This window comes from Solibacillus sp. FSL K6-4121, assembly GCF_038002585.1.
GTDB classification, from domain to species: Bacteria; Bacillota; Bacilli; order Bacillales_A; family Planococcaceae; genus Solibacillus; species Solibacillus faecavium.
The window spans coordinates 1320242-1337545 of sequence record NZ_JBBOCS010000002.1 but is presented as its reverse complement, the minus strand read 5'-3'; the positions used below and the strand labels follow the sequence as shown (position 1 = coordinate 1337545).

The 17304-nt window shown below is 37.1% G+C and carries 20 protein-coding genes; 17 read left to right on the top strand and 3 right to left on the bottom strand.

Going from position 1 to position 17304, the window contains the following annotated elements; genetic code table 11:
- The first annotated feature begins 5 nt into the window (after positions 1-5).
- The 5 genes from mutL to MHH95_RS16390 all read left to right on the top strand — a co-directional run bounded on the left by mutL (position 6) and on the right by MHH95_RS16390 (position 4412).
- Positions 6-1886: a DNA mismatch repair endonuclease MutL gene (gene mutL, locus MHH95_RS16410; protein WP_339213095.1), complete on the top strand. Its 1881-nt coding sequence runs from the start codon at positions 6-8 to the stop codon at positions 1884-1886.
- 22 nt (positions 1887-1908) lie between these two features.
- Positions 1909-2826, top strand: coding sequence for an alpha/beta fold hydrolase (locus MHH95_RS16405; RefSeq protein ID WP_191700285.1), 918 nt, complete (start codon positions 1909-1911; stop codon positions 2824-2826).
- On the top strand, positions 2819-3718 hold the full coding sequence (gene miaA / locus MHH95_RS16400) for a tRNA (adenosine(37)-N6)-dimethylallyltransferase MiaA (RefSeq protein WP_340728499.1): 900 nt from the start codon (positions 2819-2821) through the stop codon (positions 3716-3718). Before MHH95_RS16405 ends, miaA begins: the two co-directional genes overlap by 8 nt.
- Positions 3719-3803: 85 nt before the next feature.
- The gene (gene hfq, locus MHH95_RS16395; protein WP_191700283.1) at positions 3804-4034 is read left to right on the top strand and encodes an RNA chaperone Hfq; all 231 of its coding nucleotides are present in this window, start codon (positions 3804-3806) and stop codon (positions 4032-4034) included.
- 75 nt (positions 4035-4109) lie between these two features.
- A complete protein-coding gene (locus MHH95_RS16390; protein ID WP_191700282.1) occupies positions 4110-4412 on the top strand; it encodes a rhodanese-like domain-containing protein in 303 nt (100 codons plus the stop codon).
- Between the two features lie 127 nt (positions 4413-4539).
- On the opposite strand, the gene MHH95_RS16385 is transcribed toward MHH95_RS16390, so the two are convergent.
- Positions 4540-5148, bottom strand: a complete 609-nt coding sequence (locus tag MHH95_RS16385; protein WP_339216931.1) for a trimeric intracellular cation channel family protein — start codon at positions 5146-5148, stop codon at positions 4540-4542.
- 122 nt (positions 5149-5270) lie between these two features.
- On the opposite strand from MHH95_RS16385, the gene MHH95_RS16380 reads away from it, so the two are divergent.
- The 3 genes from MHH95_RS16380 (at position 5271) to glnA (ending at position 8547) form a co-directional block, all read left to right on the top strand.
- Complete coding sequence (locus MHH95_RS16380) at positions 5271-6518, top strand: methionine gamma-lyase family protein (RefSeq protein ID WP_191700281.1); 1248 nt, start codon at positions 5271-5273, stop codon at positions 6516-6518.
- A gap of 248 nt (positions 6519-6766) precedes the next feature.
- Entirely contained in the window at positions 6767-7150 is a 384-nt protein-coding gene (locus MHH95_RS16375) for a MerR family transcriptional regulator (protein WP_191700280.1), read from the top strand.
- A 62-nt stretch (positions 7151-7212) separates the two neighbouring features.
- Complete coding sequence (gene glnA, locus MHH95_RS16370) at positions 7213-8547, top strand: type I glutamate--ammonia ligase (RefSeq protein ID WP_191700279.1); 1335 nt, start codon at positions 7213-7215, stop codon at positions 8545-8547.
- Positions 8548-8640: 93 nt separating this feature from the next.
- Here glnA and MHH95_RS16365 read toward each other — a convergent pair whose 3' ends face one another.
- A complete protein-coding gene (locus MHH95_RS16365) occupies positions 8641-9039 on the bottom strand; it encodes a gamma-type small acid-soluble spore protein (RefSeq protein ID WP_191700278.1) in 399 nt (132 codons plus the stop codon).
- Between the two features lie 294 nt (positions 9040-9333).
- Here MHH95_RS16365 and MHH95_RS16360 point away from each other — a divergent pair, with 294 nt between their 5' ends.
- The 3 genes from MHH95_RS16360 (at position 9334) to MHH95_RS16350 (ending at position 11478) form a co-directional block, all read left to right on the top strand.
- Positions 9334-10041 carry a DNA alkylation repair protein gene (locus MHH95_RS16360; RefSeq protein WP_339213090.1) on the top strand — a complete coding sequence of 236 codons (708 nt, stop codon included), beginning with the start codon at positions 9334-9336 and terminating at the stop codon, positions 10039-10041.
- Between the two features lie 77 nt (positions 10042-10118).
- A complete protein-coding gene (locus MHH95_RS16355; RefSeq protein WP_340728498.1) occupies positions 10119-10664 on the top strand; it encodes a 5' nucleotidase, NT5C type in 546 nt (181 codons plus the stop codon).
- A 118-nt stretch (positions 10665-10782) separates the two neighbouring features.
- Complete coding sequence (locus MHH95_RS16350) at positions 10783-11478, top strand: gamma-glutamyl-gamma-aminobutyrate hydrolase family protein (protein WP_339213087.1); 696 nt, start codon at positions 10783-10785, stop codon at positions 11476-11478.
- A gap of 83 nt (positions 11479-11561) precedes the next feature.
- Here the strand turns inward: MHH95_RS16350 and lexA are convergent, their stop codons facing one another.
- The gene (gene lexA / locus MHH95_RS16345; RefSeq protein ID WP_191700274.1) at positions 11562-12185 is read right to left on the bottom strand and encodes a transcriptional repressor LexA; all 624 of its coding nucleotides are present in this window, start codon (positions 12183-12185) and stop codon (positions 11562-11564) included.
- A 162-nt stretch (positions 12186-12347) separates the two neighbouring features.
- Between lexA and yneA the strand changes: the two genes are divergently transcribed.
- The 6 genes from yneA (at position 12348) to MHH95_RS16315 (ending at position 17301) form a co-directional block, all read left to right on the top strand.
- Positions 12348-12695 (top strand): cell division suppressor protein YneA, encoded by a 348-nt coding sequence (gene yneA, locus MHH95_RS16340; protein ID WP_340728497.1) that lies wholly within the window; start codon positions 12348-12350, stop codon positions 12693-12695.
- Positions 12682-13338, top strand: coding sequence for a YneB family resolvase-like protein (locus MHH95_RS16335; protein WP_340728496.1), 657 nt, complete (start codon positions 12682-12684; stop codon positions 13336-13338). The genes yneA and MHH95_RS16335 overlap by 14 nt, the downstream gene beginning before the upstream one ends.
- A 174-nt stretch (positions 13339-13512) precedes the next feature.
- On the top strand, positions 13513-13740 hold the full coding sequence (locus MHH95_RS16330) for a lactate dehydrogenase (RefSeq protein WP_340728495.1): 228 nt from the start codon (positions 13513-13515) through the stop codon (positions 13738-13740).
- 414 nt (positions 13741-14154) lie between these two features.
- On the top strand, positions 14155-14391 hold the full coding sequence (locus MHH95_RS16325; protein WP_191700270.1) for a DUF896 domain-containing protein: 237 nt from the start codon (positions 14155-14157) through the stop codon (positions 14389-14391).
- Between the two features lie 136 nt (positions 14392-14527).
- On the top strand, positions 14528-16522 hold the full coding sequence (tkt, locus tag MHH95_RS16320) for a transketolase (protein ID WP_340728494.1): 1995 nt from the start codon (positions 14528-14530) through the stop codon (positions 16520-16522).
- Positions 16523-16737: 215 nt separating this feature from the next.
- Complete coding sequence (locus MHH95_RS16315; protein WP_340728493.1) at positions 16738-17301, top strand: DNA helicase; 564 nt, start codon at positions 16738-16740, stop codon at positions 17299-17301.
- Positions 17302-17304: the final 3 nt, after the last annotated feature.

Genomic DNA, 17304 nt, shown 5'->3' with positions numbered 1-17304 from the left:
CAGCTTTGGGGAAAATTCAAATAATGGATGAGTGGCTATCCAATAAAATTGCCGCCGGTGAAGTAGTGGAACGTCCCTCGTCCGTCGTCAAAGAATTAGTTGAAAATGCAATTGATGCCGGTAGTACATCGATTGAAGTTTTTCTTGAAGAAGCTGGTCTTAGCTCCATTCAGGTAATAGATAATGGTAGTGGAATGGATGAAGAAGATGCACTTAAATCTTTTTCTCGGCATGCCACATCAAAAATCGAAAAAGAGCAAGATTTATTTAGAATCAGAACACTCGGCTTTCGCGGTGAAGCATTAGCATCAATAGCCTCTGTCTCTAAATTAACATTACGGACATCCGATGGTGAGGGTGGTATGCATTTATATTTAGAAGGAGGACATTTAAAAGAGCATAAACCTGCTGCACTTCGTCGTGGGACAGATATTACTGTAGCCCAGCTCTTTTTCAATACACCGGCTCGACTAAAATATTTAAAGACCATTCAAACGGAACTCGGTCATACAATTGACTTTATTAACCGAATAGCGCTCGGCTACCCAAAGATCGCGATAAAATTGGTGCATAATGATCAAACATTGCTTCAAACAAATGGACGGGGTCAAGTACAGCAAGTATTAGCTGCAATATACGGTGCACATCATGCAAAAAAAATGCTGCCGTTTGAAGCGAGTAATAATGACTATAAAATTCACGGCTTTGCCAGCCTGCCTGAAGTTACCCGTGCATCAAAAAACTATATGTCATTATTCGTCAATGGGCGATGGGTCAAGCACTTTGTTATTCAAAAGGCGATTATTAATGCGTACCATACGTATTTACCGATTGAGCGATTCCCGATTGTCCTTCTCTATGTTGAGGGAGACCCGCAGTTAACCGATGTCAATGTCCATCCTGCAAAGCATCAAGTTCGCTTAAGTAAAGAACCAGAGCTATTAAAGCTAATTGAAGATACAATCCGCTTGGCTATTCGGGAAGAAATACGCATTCCACTGGCAGAAAAAAAGGAAAAGCCAATTCGTCCCGCACAAGAGCAGATGAATATTTGGAATCCTGTAAAAGCATCGGAGCCAGTATTTGATGAGGATAAGCTAACTTCTATTGTGGAAAGATTATCAGGTGATACATCCGTAGTAAAAGAACCGTATGCTCCGCTTTCAGTAGAAAATCAGGATTCCATACAATACGAAGATGCCCATGAAGTGATGTCCCAGATGGAGTTACCTGCAGAACCATTTATGAAATCAGTACCTTCCGAGGAAGAACGGCCAATTGTTCAACCTGAAATAAAACGTCATTTTCCGGATGTTGAAATTGTCGGTCAAATTCACGGGACGTATATAGTGGCACAAATGGAAGACGGCTTTTATTTAATCGACCAGCATGCTGCACAAGAAAGAATTAAGTATGAATATTACCGTGATAAAGTGGGAGAAGTAAATGCAAATGAACGTCAAACATTACTGATGCCTTTAACTTTCCATTATGCTGCAGATGAGGCATTGCGTTTAAAAGAATCTAAAGAAGCGCTTGAGGAAGTGGGCGTTTATTTAGAAGAATTTGGACTTTCTTCATTTGTTGTAAGAGAATATCCGACCTGGTTTCCAAAAGGGGAAGAACAGGAAGTTATTGAAGAATTGATCGAACAGGTTTTAAAAGCTAGAAAAACAGATATCAAAAAATTACGTGAAGATGCAGCGATTATGATGAGCTGCAAAAAGTCCATTAAAGCAAATCATTTTTTAAATAAAGAGCAAATGGAAAGACTGATTAAGGATTTACGAAATGCAGATAATCCATTTACATGTCCACACGGACGCCCTGTTTTAATTCATTTTACATCATATGAAGTCGAGAAAATGTTCAAACGAGTAATGTAAATTCCTAAAAGGGGTGGAGTTTTTGGAACAGCAATCTTTCTTTATAACAATGTCAGATGGGCACGATATATTTGTGCGCACTTTTAAACCAAACCAAGTAACGATGGGGCATGTTCATATTTTGCATGGAATGGCCGAGCATAGTCAACGCTATGAAGCTTTTGCCGAAAAACTCTGTGAAGAAGGCTATTTCGTAACAGCCCATGATCATCGAGGTCACGGATATACAGCACAAAAAAATGGTATGCCCGGTTATTATGGTGATCAGAATGGTTTTGAACGTGTAGTGGAGGATGTATATGAAATACTCGCAAATTTAACAGAAAAAACAACAGGTCGTCCAATTTTATTTGGCCATAGTATGGGCTCATTTATTGCTCGACGCTTCATACAGCAACATAGCGGAATGATTGAACGCTTAGTATTGAGCGGTACAGGTTCTGCAAAATTACTACATGAAGCTGGTCATGCCATTGCAGGTCAATTAGTGAAATTGCAAGGCGCAAAAGAACAAAGTCTCCTAATGCATAAGCTTAGTTTCGCAGGTTTTAACCGGCACATAGAAAATCCAAAAACAAACTTTGACTGGCTCACTACTGATGAAGACGAAGTGAAAAAGTATATTGAGGATCCTTTATGCGGTTTTATCGCGACTCACCAATTTTTTTCAGATTTAACCGGTGGGATTCTTACGTTAAAAAACAAAAATCAAAATGCACGCATTCGTCCTGATTTAAAAATATTGCTCATAAGCGGTACACTTGACCCGATTGCAGATGAAAATGGGAAAAGTGTTCTGCGTACAGGTAAACAGCTTGTGGACGCTGGGCTGGAGCATGTGAAGGTACATTTGCTTGAAGGAATGCGACATGAAATATTAAATGAAAAAAAGAAGGATCAAGTAATGGAAATAATAGTACGGTGGTTAAAAGATGAATAATAAAATTGATGTAGTGGCCATTATTGGCCCTACAGCATCTGGTAAAACAGCGTTGAGCATACGTTTAGCAAAAGAAATAGATGGGGAAATCATTAATGGGGATTCAATGCAAGTCTATCGCCATATGGATATCGGTACAGCAAAAATCACTGTTGATGAAATGGAAGGGATTCCACATCATCTGTTAAGTATTAAAGAACCTACAGAAGCATTTTCCGTAGCAGAATATCAACAGCTAGTCCGAGGGAAAATTGAAGAAATTCAAGCCCGCGGTAAAATGCCAATTATCGTAGGGGGAACGGGACTTTATGTACAGTCAGTACTCTATGATTTTCAATTTACAAAACAAGAAGTCGATGAAGAAGCGCGTCTTAAATATTATGAGGAATTGGAGAAATTAGGTCCAGAAGCGATGCACGCCAAATTAGCAATAATTGATCCAGCTTCTGCAGCAGAAATTCATCCGAATAATACGAGACGCGTCATTCGTGCATTGGAAATGGCAAAGCTTGCCGGTGTATCCCGCGCAGAAGAGCAATTTAACCGCGGTAATATTCCCCTATACAATCATTTAATTATCGGACTGGACATGGACCGTGCGAAATTATATGAACGTATAAATTTACGTGTAGATTTGATGATGAAAGCTGGTCTGCTTGAAGAAGTGCGAGCATTATATAATGCGGGTATCCGGGATGTACAGTCGATTAAGGCGATTGGCTATAAAGAGTTGTATGCATATTTTGATGGTTTAGTAACACTTGAAGAAGCAATCGAACAAATTAAGCAAAACTCCCGTAGGTACGCTAAACGCCAATTGACATACTTCCGAAATAAAATGGATATCTCTTGGATTGGAAATGATTGGGATGCCGTTAGAAGTATAATCTAAAATATTTTAAATTTAAAAGGTAAATCTTACATGAATAACGAATAATTAACTATTGCATGTATACTATGGTAAGGGAGATTAGACGATGATGAAATCACTGAATTTGCAGGATACGTTTTTAAATAATTTACGCAAAAACAATACTTTTGTAACGGTATTTTTACTGAATGGTTTCCAACTAAAAGGCTTAATTAAATCTTATGATAATTTTACTGTTTTACTGGAATCAGAAGGGAAGCAGCAATTAATTTACAAGCATGCCATTTCTACTTTTGTTCCTGCCAAAAATGTTGCATTACTTGATGAAGAAGAGTAATCCGGCTAAACGGTAGCGCAATATTAATTGTTTGATTATAATGACTAAGATGGTACTAGTATTGGAGGAATTATAATGAAAACAATGACGACAGATGAACTGATTAATTTATTGGATGCGAATGAAGATTTGAATGTAATCGATGTACGTGAAGATTTTGAAGTGGAGCACGGAATGATCCCGGGTGCAGTACATATTCCACTTGGTTCTGTTCCGGAACGTACAGATGAATTGGATAGTTCAAAATCATATATAGTTGTATGTAAAGGTGGCGTTCGTAGTGCGAATGCTTGTGAATATTTAGAGGGAAAAGGCTTTGATGTAACGAATCTCGAAGGCGGAATGATGGCCTATGACGGAGAGTTGGAATTCAAGTAATAATTGACAGGGGAATGTTTAGCAGTCATTTAGGACACGCCCTCTTTCAATTGTAGCCGCACATATTTTCCAACTAAAAAAGCTGTATCAAAAGTAAATTTGACTTTTGATACAGCTTTTATTTTGCTTATTTTACTATGCTTATTTTTTTCGAAGGCAATCCCCAGCCCTTTGTATACGATAAAATACGCAAAGCAGTAATTAGGACAAATAAGATATACAAAAATATATCACCTTTAAAGATTTCAAGCCCAAGTAAGAAACCGGCACATGCAGCCCAAACCCCATATATTTCATGACGTAGAACTATCGGTTTTCTTCCAGCAAGAAGATCACGTACAACACCACCACCAGCTCCTGTTAATACTGCTGCTACGATAACAGCGGCAAGGGGCAAATCTAAATGGACAGCATACATCCCGCCCTGAATTGCAAAAGCAGACAATCCAATTGCATCGGTTACATTTCCCCAACGATTCCAATGTTTTATAAAGTGATTCGGTATTAAAAAGAAAATGGTAATGGCAGCTAGTGCAATTTGAAACATCATTTCCTGATTCCATAAAGTCGAAACTGGTAAACCAATCAATATATTACGGATTGCACCCCCACCAAAAGCTGTAACAATTCCTAATATATAAACTCCAAATAAATCGTACTCTTCTTCCATAGCTACAATTGCGCCTGATATTGCAAATGCTATGGTCCCGATAACACTGAATACCTCCCAAGCCATATTCATCTCTCCCAATCCAACTAATACTATCGCCATGAGGATAGCAGTTTTTCAAACATTCGTCAAAACTAATTTTTTTAAGGTATAATAGTTACAGTTTGAACAGAATGGAGCAGTAAATCATGGCATTTCAATCATTATTAACACCAGAAACTATAAAGCTAGCGACGAAAGTTGAAGAAAAGGTTCGTACTTATCATCAACAAGTAGATGACCGCGCATTTTTTAACCAACAAAAAGTACTAGCTGCTTTTCGAAATAATCAAGTAAGTGATTTTCATCTGCATCCTTCTACAGGATATGGTTATGATGATGAGGGTCGGGACAATTTAGAGCGTGTATATGCGGAAACTTTCGGAGCGGAAGCAGCAATTGTACGTCCGCAAATTATATCTGGCACACATGCTATAACATTAAGTTTATTTGGCATTCTACGACCTGGTGACGAACTTCTTTATATTACCGGGAAACCTTACGATACACTTCAATCAATCGTCGACGGCGGCGAAAAAGATACGGGATCATTAAAGGATTACAAAATTGGCTATTCCCATGTTGATCTAATCGGAAATAAGGAAATCGATTGGGAAGGTGTGAAAAATGCAGTTAACGAAAATACAAAGATGATTGCAATTCAGCGCTCAAAAGGCTACGCAACACGTCCATCCTTTACAATTGAACAAATTTCACAAATGGTTTTAAAAATTAGGGAAATTGCACCGAATGCAGTTATTTTTGTTGATAATTGTTACGGTGAATTTGTGGAGTTGCTTGAACCTACAGAAGTAGGTGTAGATTTAATGGCTGGTTCTTTAATTAAAAATCCTGGTGGGGGCTTTGCAAAAATAGGCGGCTATATTGCAGGACGCGCAGATCTAGTAGAAAAATGCGCATACCGTATGACTTCACCTGGTATTGGTGCTGAAGCGGGTGCATCATTGAATACGTTAGCAGATTTTTATCAAGGGTTTTTCATGGCACCGCATATTGTTGCGCAAAGTTTAAAAGGTGCGATTTTTACATCGGCAATGTTAGAAGAAATCGGAATGACGACATCTCCTCATTATACGGATGTACGAACAGATTTAATTCAATCTGTAGCATTCCGGACTCCAGAACAAATGGTAGCGTTTTGTCGTGAAATTCAGGCAGCTTCTCCTATCAATGCTCATTTTGCCCCGGAACCTGCATATATGCCCGGTTATGAAGATGACGTTATTATGGCAGCGGGAACATTTGTTCAAGGATCAAGCATTGAATTAACTGCTGATGGTCCAATTCGTCCTCCATATACAGCTTTTGTCCAAGGCGGCTTAACATATGAACATGTTAAATATGCGATTTGCGCAGCTGTCCAAAAACTAACTTAATTTTAAAAAAAATCGTCTATTTTATGGACGATTTTTTTAATTAAATAATAATATTAGGAAAATATTTAAAATACACGCTGTTTTTATAGAATTTAGGGTAATAGTATATAGTCTGTTCAATTTGTGATGGTCACTTCTCTAAGTCTAGTATGTAAAATGCTGATTTATACAACGTATGTCAGTTTTTCTAACATATAATTGACAATGTACGTAACAAGTCGTAATATAGCGGTAAGGGGGTGAATTAAATGAGTAGTGAAATTCGACGTTCAATGCCACTATTATCGATAAGTATCGTCATGCAATTAACGGATCTTACAGCCAGACAAATCCGTTATTACGAAGAGCATGATTTAATTCAGCCACACCGTACAGAAGGTAATCGTCGAATGTTTTCATTAAACGATGTCGATATCTTATTGGAAATTAAGGATATGCTCGAACAGGGTATTAATATGGCAGGTATAAAGAAAGTATTTGACATGAAAAATGACCCAGCAATACAACAGGCGAGTAAAGAAGTTATTTCGGATTCAGATTTACGTAAAATTTTGCGTGAAGAGATGCGACAAGCTCAGCGCATGCAAAAGACATCTCTTCGACAAGGGGATTTATCACGCTTTTATCAATAGCGTGTAAATTATATAAATTTGATAAAAATCGGTACTGAACAATTATAGGAGTGTGGAATTTAGTGGGTAAATATACAAAAGAAGATATTAAGCAACTCGTACAAGAACAACAAGTAAAATTCATTCGTTTACAGTTTACAGACATTTTAGGGACAATTAAAAACGTAGAGATTCCAGTAAGCCAACTAGATAAAGCATTGGATAACAAAATGATGTTTGATGGCTCTTCAATCGAAGGTTTTGTACGTATTGAAGAATCTGATATGTACTTATACCCAGATTATGATTCATTTATGATCTTCCCATGGACTGCCGAAAAAGGGAAAGTAGCGCGATTCATCTGCGATATTTATAATCCAGACGGTACTCCATTTGCGGGTGATCCACGTAATAACTTAAAGCGTGTATTGAAGGAAATGGAAGAGTTAGGTTACACTAACTTCAACTTAGGACCTGAACCAGAATTTTTCCTATTTAAGTTAGATTCAAAAGGTGAACCAAGTCTTGAAGTAAATGACCATGGTGGCTACTTCGACTTAGCACCAACAGACCTTGGTGAAAATTGCCGCCGTGACATCGTGTTAGAGTTAGAAGAAATGGGCTTTGAAATTGAAGCTTCACATCATGAAGTTGCACCTGGCCAACATGAAATTGACTTTAAATATGCTGATGCCATTACGGCTTGTGACAATATTCAAACATTCAAATTAGTTGTTAAAACAATTGCTCGTAAGCATGGCTTACATGCTACATTCATGCCAAAACCTTTATTCGGTGAAGCTGGATCAGGAATGCACTTTAACGTTTCTTTATTTAAAGGAAAAGAGAATGCTTTTTATGATCAATCTACTGAATTAGGTCTATCTGAATCGGCAATGCAGTTTATGGCAGGTATACTTGAGCACGTACAAGGTTTTACAGCAATTACAAACCCAACAGTTAACTCTTATAAACGTTTAGTACCGGGTTATGAAGCGCCATGTTATGTAGCATGGTCAGCGCAAAACCGTTCTCCGCTTATCCGTATTCCTTCTTCTCGTGGAGTTTCAACACGTATAGAAGTTCGTTCAGTGGATCCATCGGCAAACCCATATTTAGCGATGGCAGTTATTTTAGAGGCTGGTTTGGAAGGTATTCGTAGAAAGTTAACTCCACCACCAGCAATTAACCGTAACATTTATGTAATGAACGAAGAAGAGCGTAAAGCAAACGGTATCGATAATTTACCAGCAGCATTAGACGACGCTTTAACATTACTATCAAAAGACGAGGTTGTGCAAAAAGCATTAGGCAACCACATTTATGCAAACTTTAAAGAAGCAAAAGAAATCGAGTTTGATATGTACCGTTCAACTGTTCATCAGTGGGAACGCGATCAATATATGAAGATGTACTAATAGTAGTGTTGGGGCGTTTTGTCCCAACGCTTTTTTTCTTTTTTAAGGAGAAAAACCGGCAATATTAATTGCCGGTATGGGGATGATATTCAATTATTTACCGTTTTGGGAACGATTCTTTGCAAATAATCCAGAAGCTTGCTGCTTTTTGGCTTCAGCTTGTTGGTTTTGCTTTTTGACTTGGCTTACATCTGTTTCCATTCCAAACTCCGCGTTTATTGAACTAAGTTTCTTTTGTAAACCACTATTAGCAAATAAGCCGGAAGCTTGCTGCTTTTTAGCTTCAGCTTGTTGGTTTTGCTTTTTAACTTGGTTCACATCGGTCTCCATTCCAAATTCCGCGTTCATTGAACTAGGGCTTTTTTGTAAACCGTTATTAGCGAATTGACCAGAAGCTTGCTGCTTTTTAGCTTCAGCCTGCTGGTTTTGCTTAATAACCTTGTTAACGTCTGTTTCCATCCCAAATTCAGTATTCATGTTTTTGTTTTTCATGAATATCACCTCCTGAATTTATTCTGTTCAGAGGTTGTTTTATTATTCTATGGAATATATTTACTTTTAAATGATAAAAGGGATTTTATCTGTTATCTTGAATTCATATTACATACTCGTGAAGATGTAGAGGAGAGCTATAAAGATTTGTTGGAAATTCAGTTATAAAACATTTTTTAGAAGATCAAAATGAGTGTAAAAACTATACAATGGTTATTATGTACATTTAATTGCAGATCATATATATAAGGGTTAAAAAACCGTTTTACATCCAGATTAAAGGAGCAGATTAATATGGATTTCAATATGATAATACATGAACTAGAAAAATTAGGAAAAGAACGAACGAAAAAAATTTACATGTCTAACGGAGCAAAGGAACCGCTATTTGGTGTAACGATTGGCTCGATGAAACCATATGTTAAGCAAATCAAAATAGACCAGGAACTTGCGGAACAATTATATGCAACTGGGAACTATGATGCGATGTATTTTGCCGGAATCATCGCAGATTCAAAAGCAATGTCGGAAGCAGATTATAATCGATGGATTGAGCAGGCCTATTTTTATATGATATCTGATTATATTGTTGCAGTTACATTAGCGGAATCTGAGATTGCCCAACAAGTAAGCGATAAATGGATTGCAAGTGGAGAAGAGCTGAAAATGTCTGCTGGCTGGCATTGTTATTGCTGGCTCCTCGGTAATAGAAAAGATGAGGAGTTCTCAGTTCAGAAAATGAAGGAAATGCTTGAACAGGTAAAACAAAATATCCACCTAGTACCACCACGTACACAAGTTGCGATGAATAACTTTGTAATGACTGTCGGTATTTCTTTTAAGCCATTACATAATGAGGCGTTGCAAATTGCAGAGGATATTGGTGAGGTAGAAATTAAGCATAAAGGAAAAAAGCCTGGAAAAGTACACGCGTATGCAGAAATTGTAAAGCAAGTTGAAAAAGGGCGTATCGGATTTAAACGCAAATATGTTCGTTGTTAGTTGTGGAGAGTAATACCTTGTTATTTCACGATATAATTGTATAAACTTAAATTAGGAAATTTCAAGGAGGAAATTATATGAAGAAAAGTATTGCGATTGATATGGACCAGGTTTTAGCTGACTTTTATTCTAAGTTACGTATTACTTACAATGAGAATTTTGGCACTTCCTTTACGGACGAGGAATTTTTATTAACTACGCAGCGTGATTTACCACGTGAAGATGCGAAGAAACTATTTGCACTATTAAATGAGCCAGATTATTTCCGTGATTTGGACTTACTGGATGAAGATGCAATTGAAGTCATTCAGGAGCTGCAGGAGCATTATGAAATCTTTATAGCTACTGCTGCAATGGATGTACCGGGATCATTCACAGCCAAATATGATTGGCTAATCAAGCATTTTCCATTCATTAAAACACAAAATATTGTATTTTGCGGAAATAAAGCAGTTATACATACCGATTATTTAATTGACGACAGTCCAAGACAACTTGCGGCATTTAAAGGAACAGGACTATTGTATTCAATGCCATACAATCGGGCAGAAGAAGGATATACACGCGTCCATAATTGGAAAGAAATTAAGGAATATTTTATAAAACAACTTGAAATTGTTTAGTCAAACAGGGTCTGCATTTAGCAGCCCCTTTATTTGTAAATTTTAGTAGTCATTTAAGGCGATATAATAGTATAATTTAAAATATTTGAATTATCTTTTAACTTTAAGGGGATAGAAAATGAAGCCGATTATTGGATTAACGATGTATGACTTTGACAAGAAAATGGATATTAATAATGTCTATTTAACATCAATTGAACAAGCAGGGGGAATTCCGATTTGTATTCCGAATGCGACGAAAGGAAATGTTGAGGCTTTATTGGATATTGTTGATGGTATTGTATTAATTGGTGGTGCGGATATCGATCCGTTATTATTTAATGAAGAGCCGCATCGTAATATCGGGAGTGTAGTACGAAAGCGTGATGACAGTGATCTTTTATTAATGAATGAAGCATTTAAAAGACAAATGCCCATTCTAGGTATTTGCCGAGGACAGCAGATTATGAATGTAGCCTTTGGAGGTACGATTATTCAGGATATTCCATCACAGGTGGAAAATATAGTCCAACATAAGCAACCATCCAAGCGCGGAGAATTAGCCCACACTGTTGATGTGAAAACACCAAAGTTTAAAGCTATTTTTGGAGAAGAATCATTTCGTGTGAATACTTTCCATCACCAGTCAGTAGGGAAATTAGGGAAAGGTCTGATCACATCGGCTGTTGCAAAAGACGGTATAATTGAGGGAATAGAGCACGAATCCCATCCATATTGTGTGGCTGTACAGTGGCACCCTGAAGAGTTGGCACCAAACGGTGATATTTATGCACAACGTTTATTTAGTAGTTTTATAAATGCATGTAAAAAATAAAGGAGGACCCAGTCGATTTCGGCTGGGTTTTTTGTTTGAAAAAGAAAAAGCTTGCCGATTCTATTAGAATGGCAAGCTTTTAATTAATGAATATTTCGATATAGCCCTACTACTTTACCTAAAATTGATACTTGATTAACAATAATCGGCTCCATTGAACTGTTTTCAGGTTGTAGACGGAAATGAGTTTTTTCTTTGTAGAAACGCTTCACAGTCGCCTCATCTTCTTCGGTCATTGCAACAACAATTTCTCCATTGCTTGCAGTAGAAGTTTTCTTGACGATAACGTAATCCCCATTTAATATGCCTGCTTCAATCATTGATTCACCCATTATTTCAAGCATAAATAACTCATCTTCTGATGATCCATATGCATCGGGCAGCGGGAAATATTCTTGGATATCTTCAATAGCTGAAATAGGTAAACCAGCTGTAACTTTACCGATTAATGGTACGTGAATTACACCTTGCTTAGCTATTGATAGCTCTTCTTGATCTAAAATTTCAATGGCACGCGGTTTAGTAGGGTCGCGACGTATAAGCCCTTTACTTTCTAATCGAGCTAAATGCCCGTGGACAGTTGAACTAGAAGCTAAACCTACTGCCTCTCCAATTTCACGAACTGAAGGCGGATAGCCTTTTGAACGAACTTCCTCTTTTATAAAAGTTAGAATAGCTTCTTGTCGCTTGGAAATTTTTTGTGTCAACTAACTCACCTCTTTATCATGCTATTTTTCTTAGTGTAAGTATAGCAGTATGCGAACACGAATGCAAACATAAGTTCGAAAAAACGGTTGACAAAAACATATGTTCGTATTATTATGGGAACAAACATTCCGAACATATATTCGAAAAGAGGGGTTTTTATTATGAAAAAAATTAAGTTAAACAGCTTCACATCAATGTTTCTCATGTTTTCTATTCTATTATTGGTATTAATATTCCATAAAGACAATAATATAGAATTATACGAACAAGTATCTATCGAACAAGGAGATACTTTATGGTCGCTTGCAGACCATTATCGTGGTAAAATGGCAACGCATGATTGGATAAACAAAGTGAAAAAAGAAAATGGTCTACGAGATGGAAAAGTTGTTTCAGGACAAATATTGGTTGTACCAGTTGAAAAGGAAGCCCAATATATTGTTCAGTTGAATGAATCATCCGATGTGTCGACAATTAAGGTAGCGAGAGATAATAATGAAAAAAACTAAAGCAGTAATTTATTGCCGCGTCAGTACCGAAAAAAGTGCGCAAGAAACATCGTTGCAGCGCCAGCAAGAGGAACTTACGAAATATGCAGGAGCATTCGGTTTTAAAGAAGTAGAGATTTTTACGGATCAACATAGCGGCTATGACGTGGAACGTGATGGATTACTGGATATGCTCGATTATATGAGGGAAAATAAGATCAAAGCATTATTTGTTCAGGACGAAACTCGTTTAGGGCGAGGGAATGCAAGAATGGCAGTTCTCCATCTATTACAAAAATACGAAGCGACTGTTTATACATTGAATGATGCTGGTCCTGTAGTGTTAAATGAGATGGATACGATGCTGCTTGAAATATTGGCTGTAGTTGAAGAGTATCAGCGACGTATGCACAATGCTAAAATTCGTCGGGGAATGCGTCGAGCAGTAGAAAACGGGTATCAACCCCAAAATAATTTAAAAAACCGTGGGAATATTGAAGGTCGCGAACGAAAAGATGTACCAGTTGAAGAAATTGTACAGCTTCGTCAAAAAGGCTTAACGTTTGCTGAAATAGCCACTACCATATCAGGATTAGGTATACCCATAAGTAAAGCAACAGTACATAGACGATATATTGAATATATGGAGCATCTTGAAGATTGAAAATTGTCCTTAAGATATCGCAACATCATTATAGGAATTCTAAAGCAATTATAAAAATTTAATAAAGTAAATACAGAAGAGTCACGTTCATTTGAGCGTGGCTTTTTATTATGATTTATTTAGTTTGTGGAATGATATGAATCAGAAGGTATTAAAGTATTAGGAGGAGAAATTTTGGACGTATTATTAGAACAAATTCGTAAAGATCTGGACTATTTAAATTCACAAGGTAAGCACGTAAAAAAAATTAAAATGAATTCTAAGGTTTTTGAAAGGATGACTAACAAGCTTACTGATGTTGAAGTTAAGAATGATGCCGTTACTGTATTTGGAATTAGTATTGAAGCAGATGACAATACCGAAAAATTTGCATTTATTTTAGATGAGGCGACTAGGACTTAAGTAGAAAGGCTCTGTAGTGAGCATAATATGTATAAAAACATTTAAATTGGTTGAAGGGAAGGGGCCGACACCAACGTGAACAGCGAAATTTATTTTGCGACGAGTAATCGCAGGAGAACCAACGTCTAAGACGACAGACTCAAGTCGTTCCCATGGAAAGTGTTCCCGGATCGGATACCAATTTTTCACGCATCAGAAAAAGCGTTTTTTATAGCGATGATGAATAAATTAGTGAATATAATCTTAAGTTTAATTGCATTCCATAGTAAAATTTATGTCGTGTTTTTAGCTCAAACCTTATTATTTCAATGTTTTTAGGCTGTAAGAGTAGTTACTTTCAAAGCGTTTTTACTTGCCCTTCCAGTCTTTTTTTTATACCTTTGTATTATTGGTATGTAGAAAGGTGAGATTAAGATGTTATCAAAAGAAAAATTAGCTCGAATTAATGAGCTTTCAAAATTAGCAAAAGAAGGAAAGTTAACGGAAGAATTAGCAAAGGAACGTACGGCACTGCGCAAGGAATATTTAGACACATTCCGTTCGACTATGCGCGATACGATAGAGCATATGAAAGTTATTGATGAAGAAGGTAATGATGTAACGCCAGAAAAATTAAAACAAATAAAATCGCAAAAAAACTTTCTAAATTAGAATGTTTAATAATATGACACATTTCTTATAAAGTATGACATATTTTAATAAACTCAATTAGAAAAGATTGTTTTCTTAGGGGAATTTGTCTAAACTATAGGATGTAGAATTATCGTACGAGAAAGGATGTCACACAATGACACAACAGATGGATCAGTTAGCAATTAGCGCAATCCGTACATTATCAATCGATGCAATAGAGGAGGCAAACTCAGGTCACCCAGGTTTACCAATGGGTGCAGCTCCAATGGCTTATACTTTATGGACGAAGCAATTACGTCATAACCCACAAAATCCAAATTGGTACAATCGTGACCGCTTTGTATTATCGGCTGGACATGGCTCAATGCTTTTATATAGTTTATTGCACTTAGGTGGATATGGTTTAGAGATGGAAGAGATAAAAAATTTCCGCCAGTGGAATTCTAAAACTCCAGGACATCCGGAATATGGTCATACAGTAGGTGTTGAAGCAACTACAGGTCCATTAGGGCAAGGTATTGCGATGTCAGTAGGTATGGCAATGGCTGAGCGTCATCTAGCTGCAACATACAATAAGCCAGGTTTAGATATTGTAGACCACTATACATTTGCGCTATGTGGCGATGGTGATTTAATGGAAGGTGTTGCTGCAGAAGCGATTTCACTTGCAGGACACTTGAAATTGGATAAGTTGATTGTGCTATATGATTCAAATGATATTTCACTTGATGGTGATCTGGAAAAGTCATTCTCAGAAAACATCCAAAAGCGTTTTGAATCTTATGGTTGGAATTATTTAAAAGTTCAAGATGGCACTGATCTTGTTGAAATTAATACAGCGATTGAAAAAGCAAAACAAAATACTGGCGGACCAACAATTATCGAAGTTAAGACTGTCATCGGTTTTGGTTCTCCAAATAAATCAGGTAAAGCGGATTGCCATGGTGCGCCACTTGGATTTGATGAAGTTGCTTTAACGAAAGCTGCATATGCTTGGGAACATGAGTCATTCTTCGTACCAAATGAAGTGTACGAAACATTTAAAGCGGCAAGCGAAATACAGGGTGTACAAGCGGAAGCTTCTTGGAATGAACTGTTCGAAAGCTACAAAAATGAATATCCGGAGCTAGCTACACAATTTGTAAATGCAATGGAAAACAATTTACCGGAAAACTTTGCTTCTGAATTACCAGTGTACGAAGCTGGCACTGCTGTAGCTACGCGTTCATCTTCTGGTGATGCAATCAATGCCATTGCAAAAACTACTCCTTCATTCTTTGGTGGTTCTGCAGACTTGGCAGGTTCAAACAAAACAACGATTAAAGGCGCTGGAGATTTCTTCGCTGATACTCCAGAAGGTCGTAATATTTGGTTTGGTGTACGTGAATTTGCAATGGGTGCTGCAATGAACGGTATGGCATTACACGGAGGATTAAACGTATTTGGCGGTACATTCTTCGTATTCTCAGACTATGTTCGTCCTGCAATTCGTTTATCAGCATTAATGGGCTTACCTGTAACGTATGTATTTACACACGATTCTATTGCAGTAGGGGAAGATGGCCCTACTCATGAGCCTGTCGAGCATTTAGCATCATTACGTGCAATGCCAAATCTTTCGGTTATTCGCCCGGCAGATGCAAATGAATCTGTTGCAGCATGGAAATTAGCTTTAGAAAGTAAGTCAGTTCCAACTGTATTAGTTTTATCTCGTCAAAATTTACCGGTGTTGGACGTAGCGAAAGATGCTGTATATGAAGGTGTTGAAAAAGGTGCCTATGTCGTTGCTGCATCAGTAAAAGAAACACCGGATGCTATTTTAATTGCAACGGGTTCTGAAGTTGGCTTAGCTGTAGAGGCGAAAAAAGCGCTACTGGAAGAAGGAATTGATGCATCTGTTGTATCAATGCCGTCAATGGACCGTTTTGAAAAGCAATCTAAAGAATACAAAGAGTCTGTATTACCAAAAGCTGTGACAAAACGTTTAGCAATCGAAATGGGTTCATCATTCGGTTGGCATAAATATGTTGGCTTTGAAGGTGACGTACTAGCAATTGATAAATTCGGTGCATCAGCGCCTGGAGAAATTGTTATAAAAGAATATGGCTTCACTGTAGAAAATATAGTTGCTAAAGTAAAAGCACTTTAATTTAAAGTTTAAATGTCACTTGTCTACTAGACCAAGTGGCATTTTTTTAACTTCTTATCGTGTGCATTCCCGGTTATTTAAGAAGAACATACTAAATTACATATTTCCGATGCAAACTGCCCAGGTATTATGTATTGGATACGTGCGATATTATATGAGGAATGGTACGATAGTAAATGAAAAAAGAAGCCAATAGATTAAGGAAGTGATTGATTATGACAGCCGAAAATATACAAAAGGACATTGCTACATATATAGAAAAAGCATTATTTTTATTATCCAGTAAAGCAGATCCCCAAAAATTTCAAACGATTATCCAACAAAATATTAATGATAAACGAGAATCGTCCACTTCAACAATAGACTTTTATGATCGTCTTATGTTAAACATGGCCTACTTCGTTGAAAATAAAATGGCATGGACAGATCTTGTTCGTGCTACATTTACTGCTGGGGAGTTACCGACTGTATCGTATATTGAAAATGAACTAATGGTACACCAAATGCAGATTCGTAACAGTGTAGCAGAAAAGATGGATGATTATACGAAAGCTTTCCATCAGCAATATGAAGCATTAAAAGTAGAAGATGCAGATGTAATTTATGATTATGCATATGCATCTGTGGAGCATGGATTACGCGTCGATTTTTTAACATTAATTTGTGCGAATAAAGCAACACTTTTAGCACAAGGTGACATTGACGAAACGTTAAAAACGATGGACGGTTATATTGCTTATTTTACCGACCAAATCGTCAATAAAATGACGCTTTCTTAAAAG

What these genes read in the sequence shown, in the direction of transcription:
- miaA (WP_340728499.1), top strand. Translation starts at nt 2,819, where the DNA reads ATGAATAATAAAATTGATGTAGTGGCCATTATTGGCCCTACAGCATCT.
- hfq (WP_191700283.1), top strand. Translation starts at nt 3,804, where the DNA reads ATGATGAAATCACTGAATTTGCAGGATACGTTTTTAAATAATTTACGC.
- MHH95_RS16390 (WP_191700282.1), top strand. Translation starts at nt 4,110, where the DNA reads ATGAAAACAATGACGACAGATGAACTGATTAATTTATTGGATGCGAAT.
- MHH95_RS16385 (WP_339216931.1), bottom strand. Translation starts at nt 5,148, where the DNA reads ATGGCTTGGGAGGTATTCAGTGTTATCGGGACCATAGCATTTGCAATA.
- MHH95_RS16380 (WP_191700281.1), top strand. Translation starts at nt 5,271, where the DNA reads ATGGCATTTCAATCATTATTAACACCAGAAACTATAAAGCTAGCGACG.
- MHH95_RS16375 (WP_191700280.1), top strand. Translation starts at nt 6,767, where the DNA reads ATGAGTAGTGAAATTCGACGTTCAATGCCACTATTATCGATAAGTATC.
- MHH95_RS16365 (WP_191700278.1), bottom strand. Translation starts at nt 9,039, where the DNA reads ATGAAAAACAAAAACATGAATACTGAATTTGGGATGGAAACAGACGTT.
- MHH95_RS16360 (WP_339213090.1), top strand. Translation starts at nt 9,334, where the DNA reads ATGGATTTCAATATGATAATACATGAACTAGAAAAATTAGGAAAAGAA.
- MHH95_RS16355 (WP_340728498.1), top strand. Translation starts at nt 10,119, where the DNA reads ATGAAGAAAAGTATTGCGATTGATATGGACCAGGTTTTAGCTGACTTT.
- MHH95_RS16350 (WP_339213087.1), top strand. Translation starts at nt 10,783, where the DNA reads ATGAAGCCGATTATTGGATTAACGATGTATGACTTTGACAAGAAAATG.
- yneA (WP_340728497.1), top strand. Translation starts at nt 12,348, where the DNA reads ATGAAAAAAATTAAGTTAAACAGCTTCACATCAATGTTTCTCATGTTT.
- MHH95_RS16335 (WP_340728496.1), top strand. Translation starts at nt 12,682, where the DNA reads ATGAAAAAAACTAAAGCAGTAATTTATTGCCGCGTCAGTACCGAAAAA.
- MHH95_RS16325 (WP_191700270.1), top strand. Translation starts at nt 14,155, where the DNA reads ATGTTATCAAAAGAAAAATTAGCTCGAATTAATGAGCTTTCAAAATTA.
- tkt (WP_340728494.1), top strand. Translation starts at nt 14,528, where the DNA reads ATGACACAACAGATGGATCAGTTAGCAATTAGCGCAATCCGTACATTA.
- MHH95_RS16315 (WP_340728493.1), top strand. Translation starts at nt 16,738, where the DNA reads ATGACAGCCGAAAATATACAAAAGGACATTGCTACATATATAGAAAAA.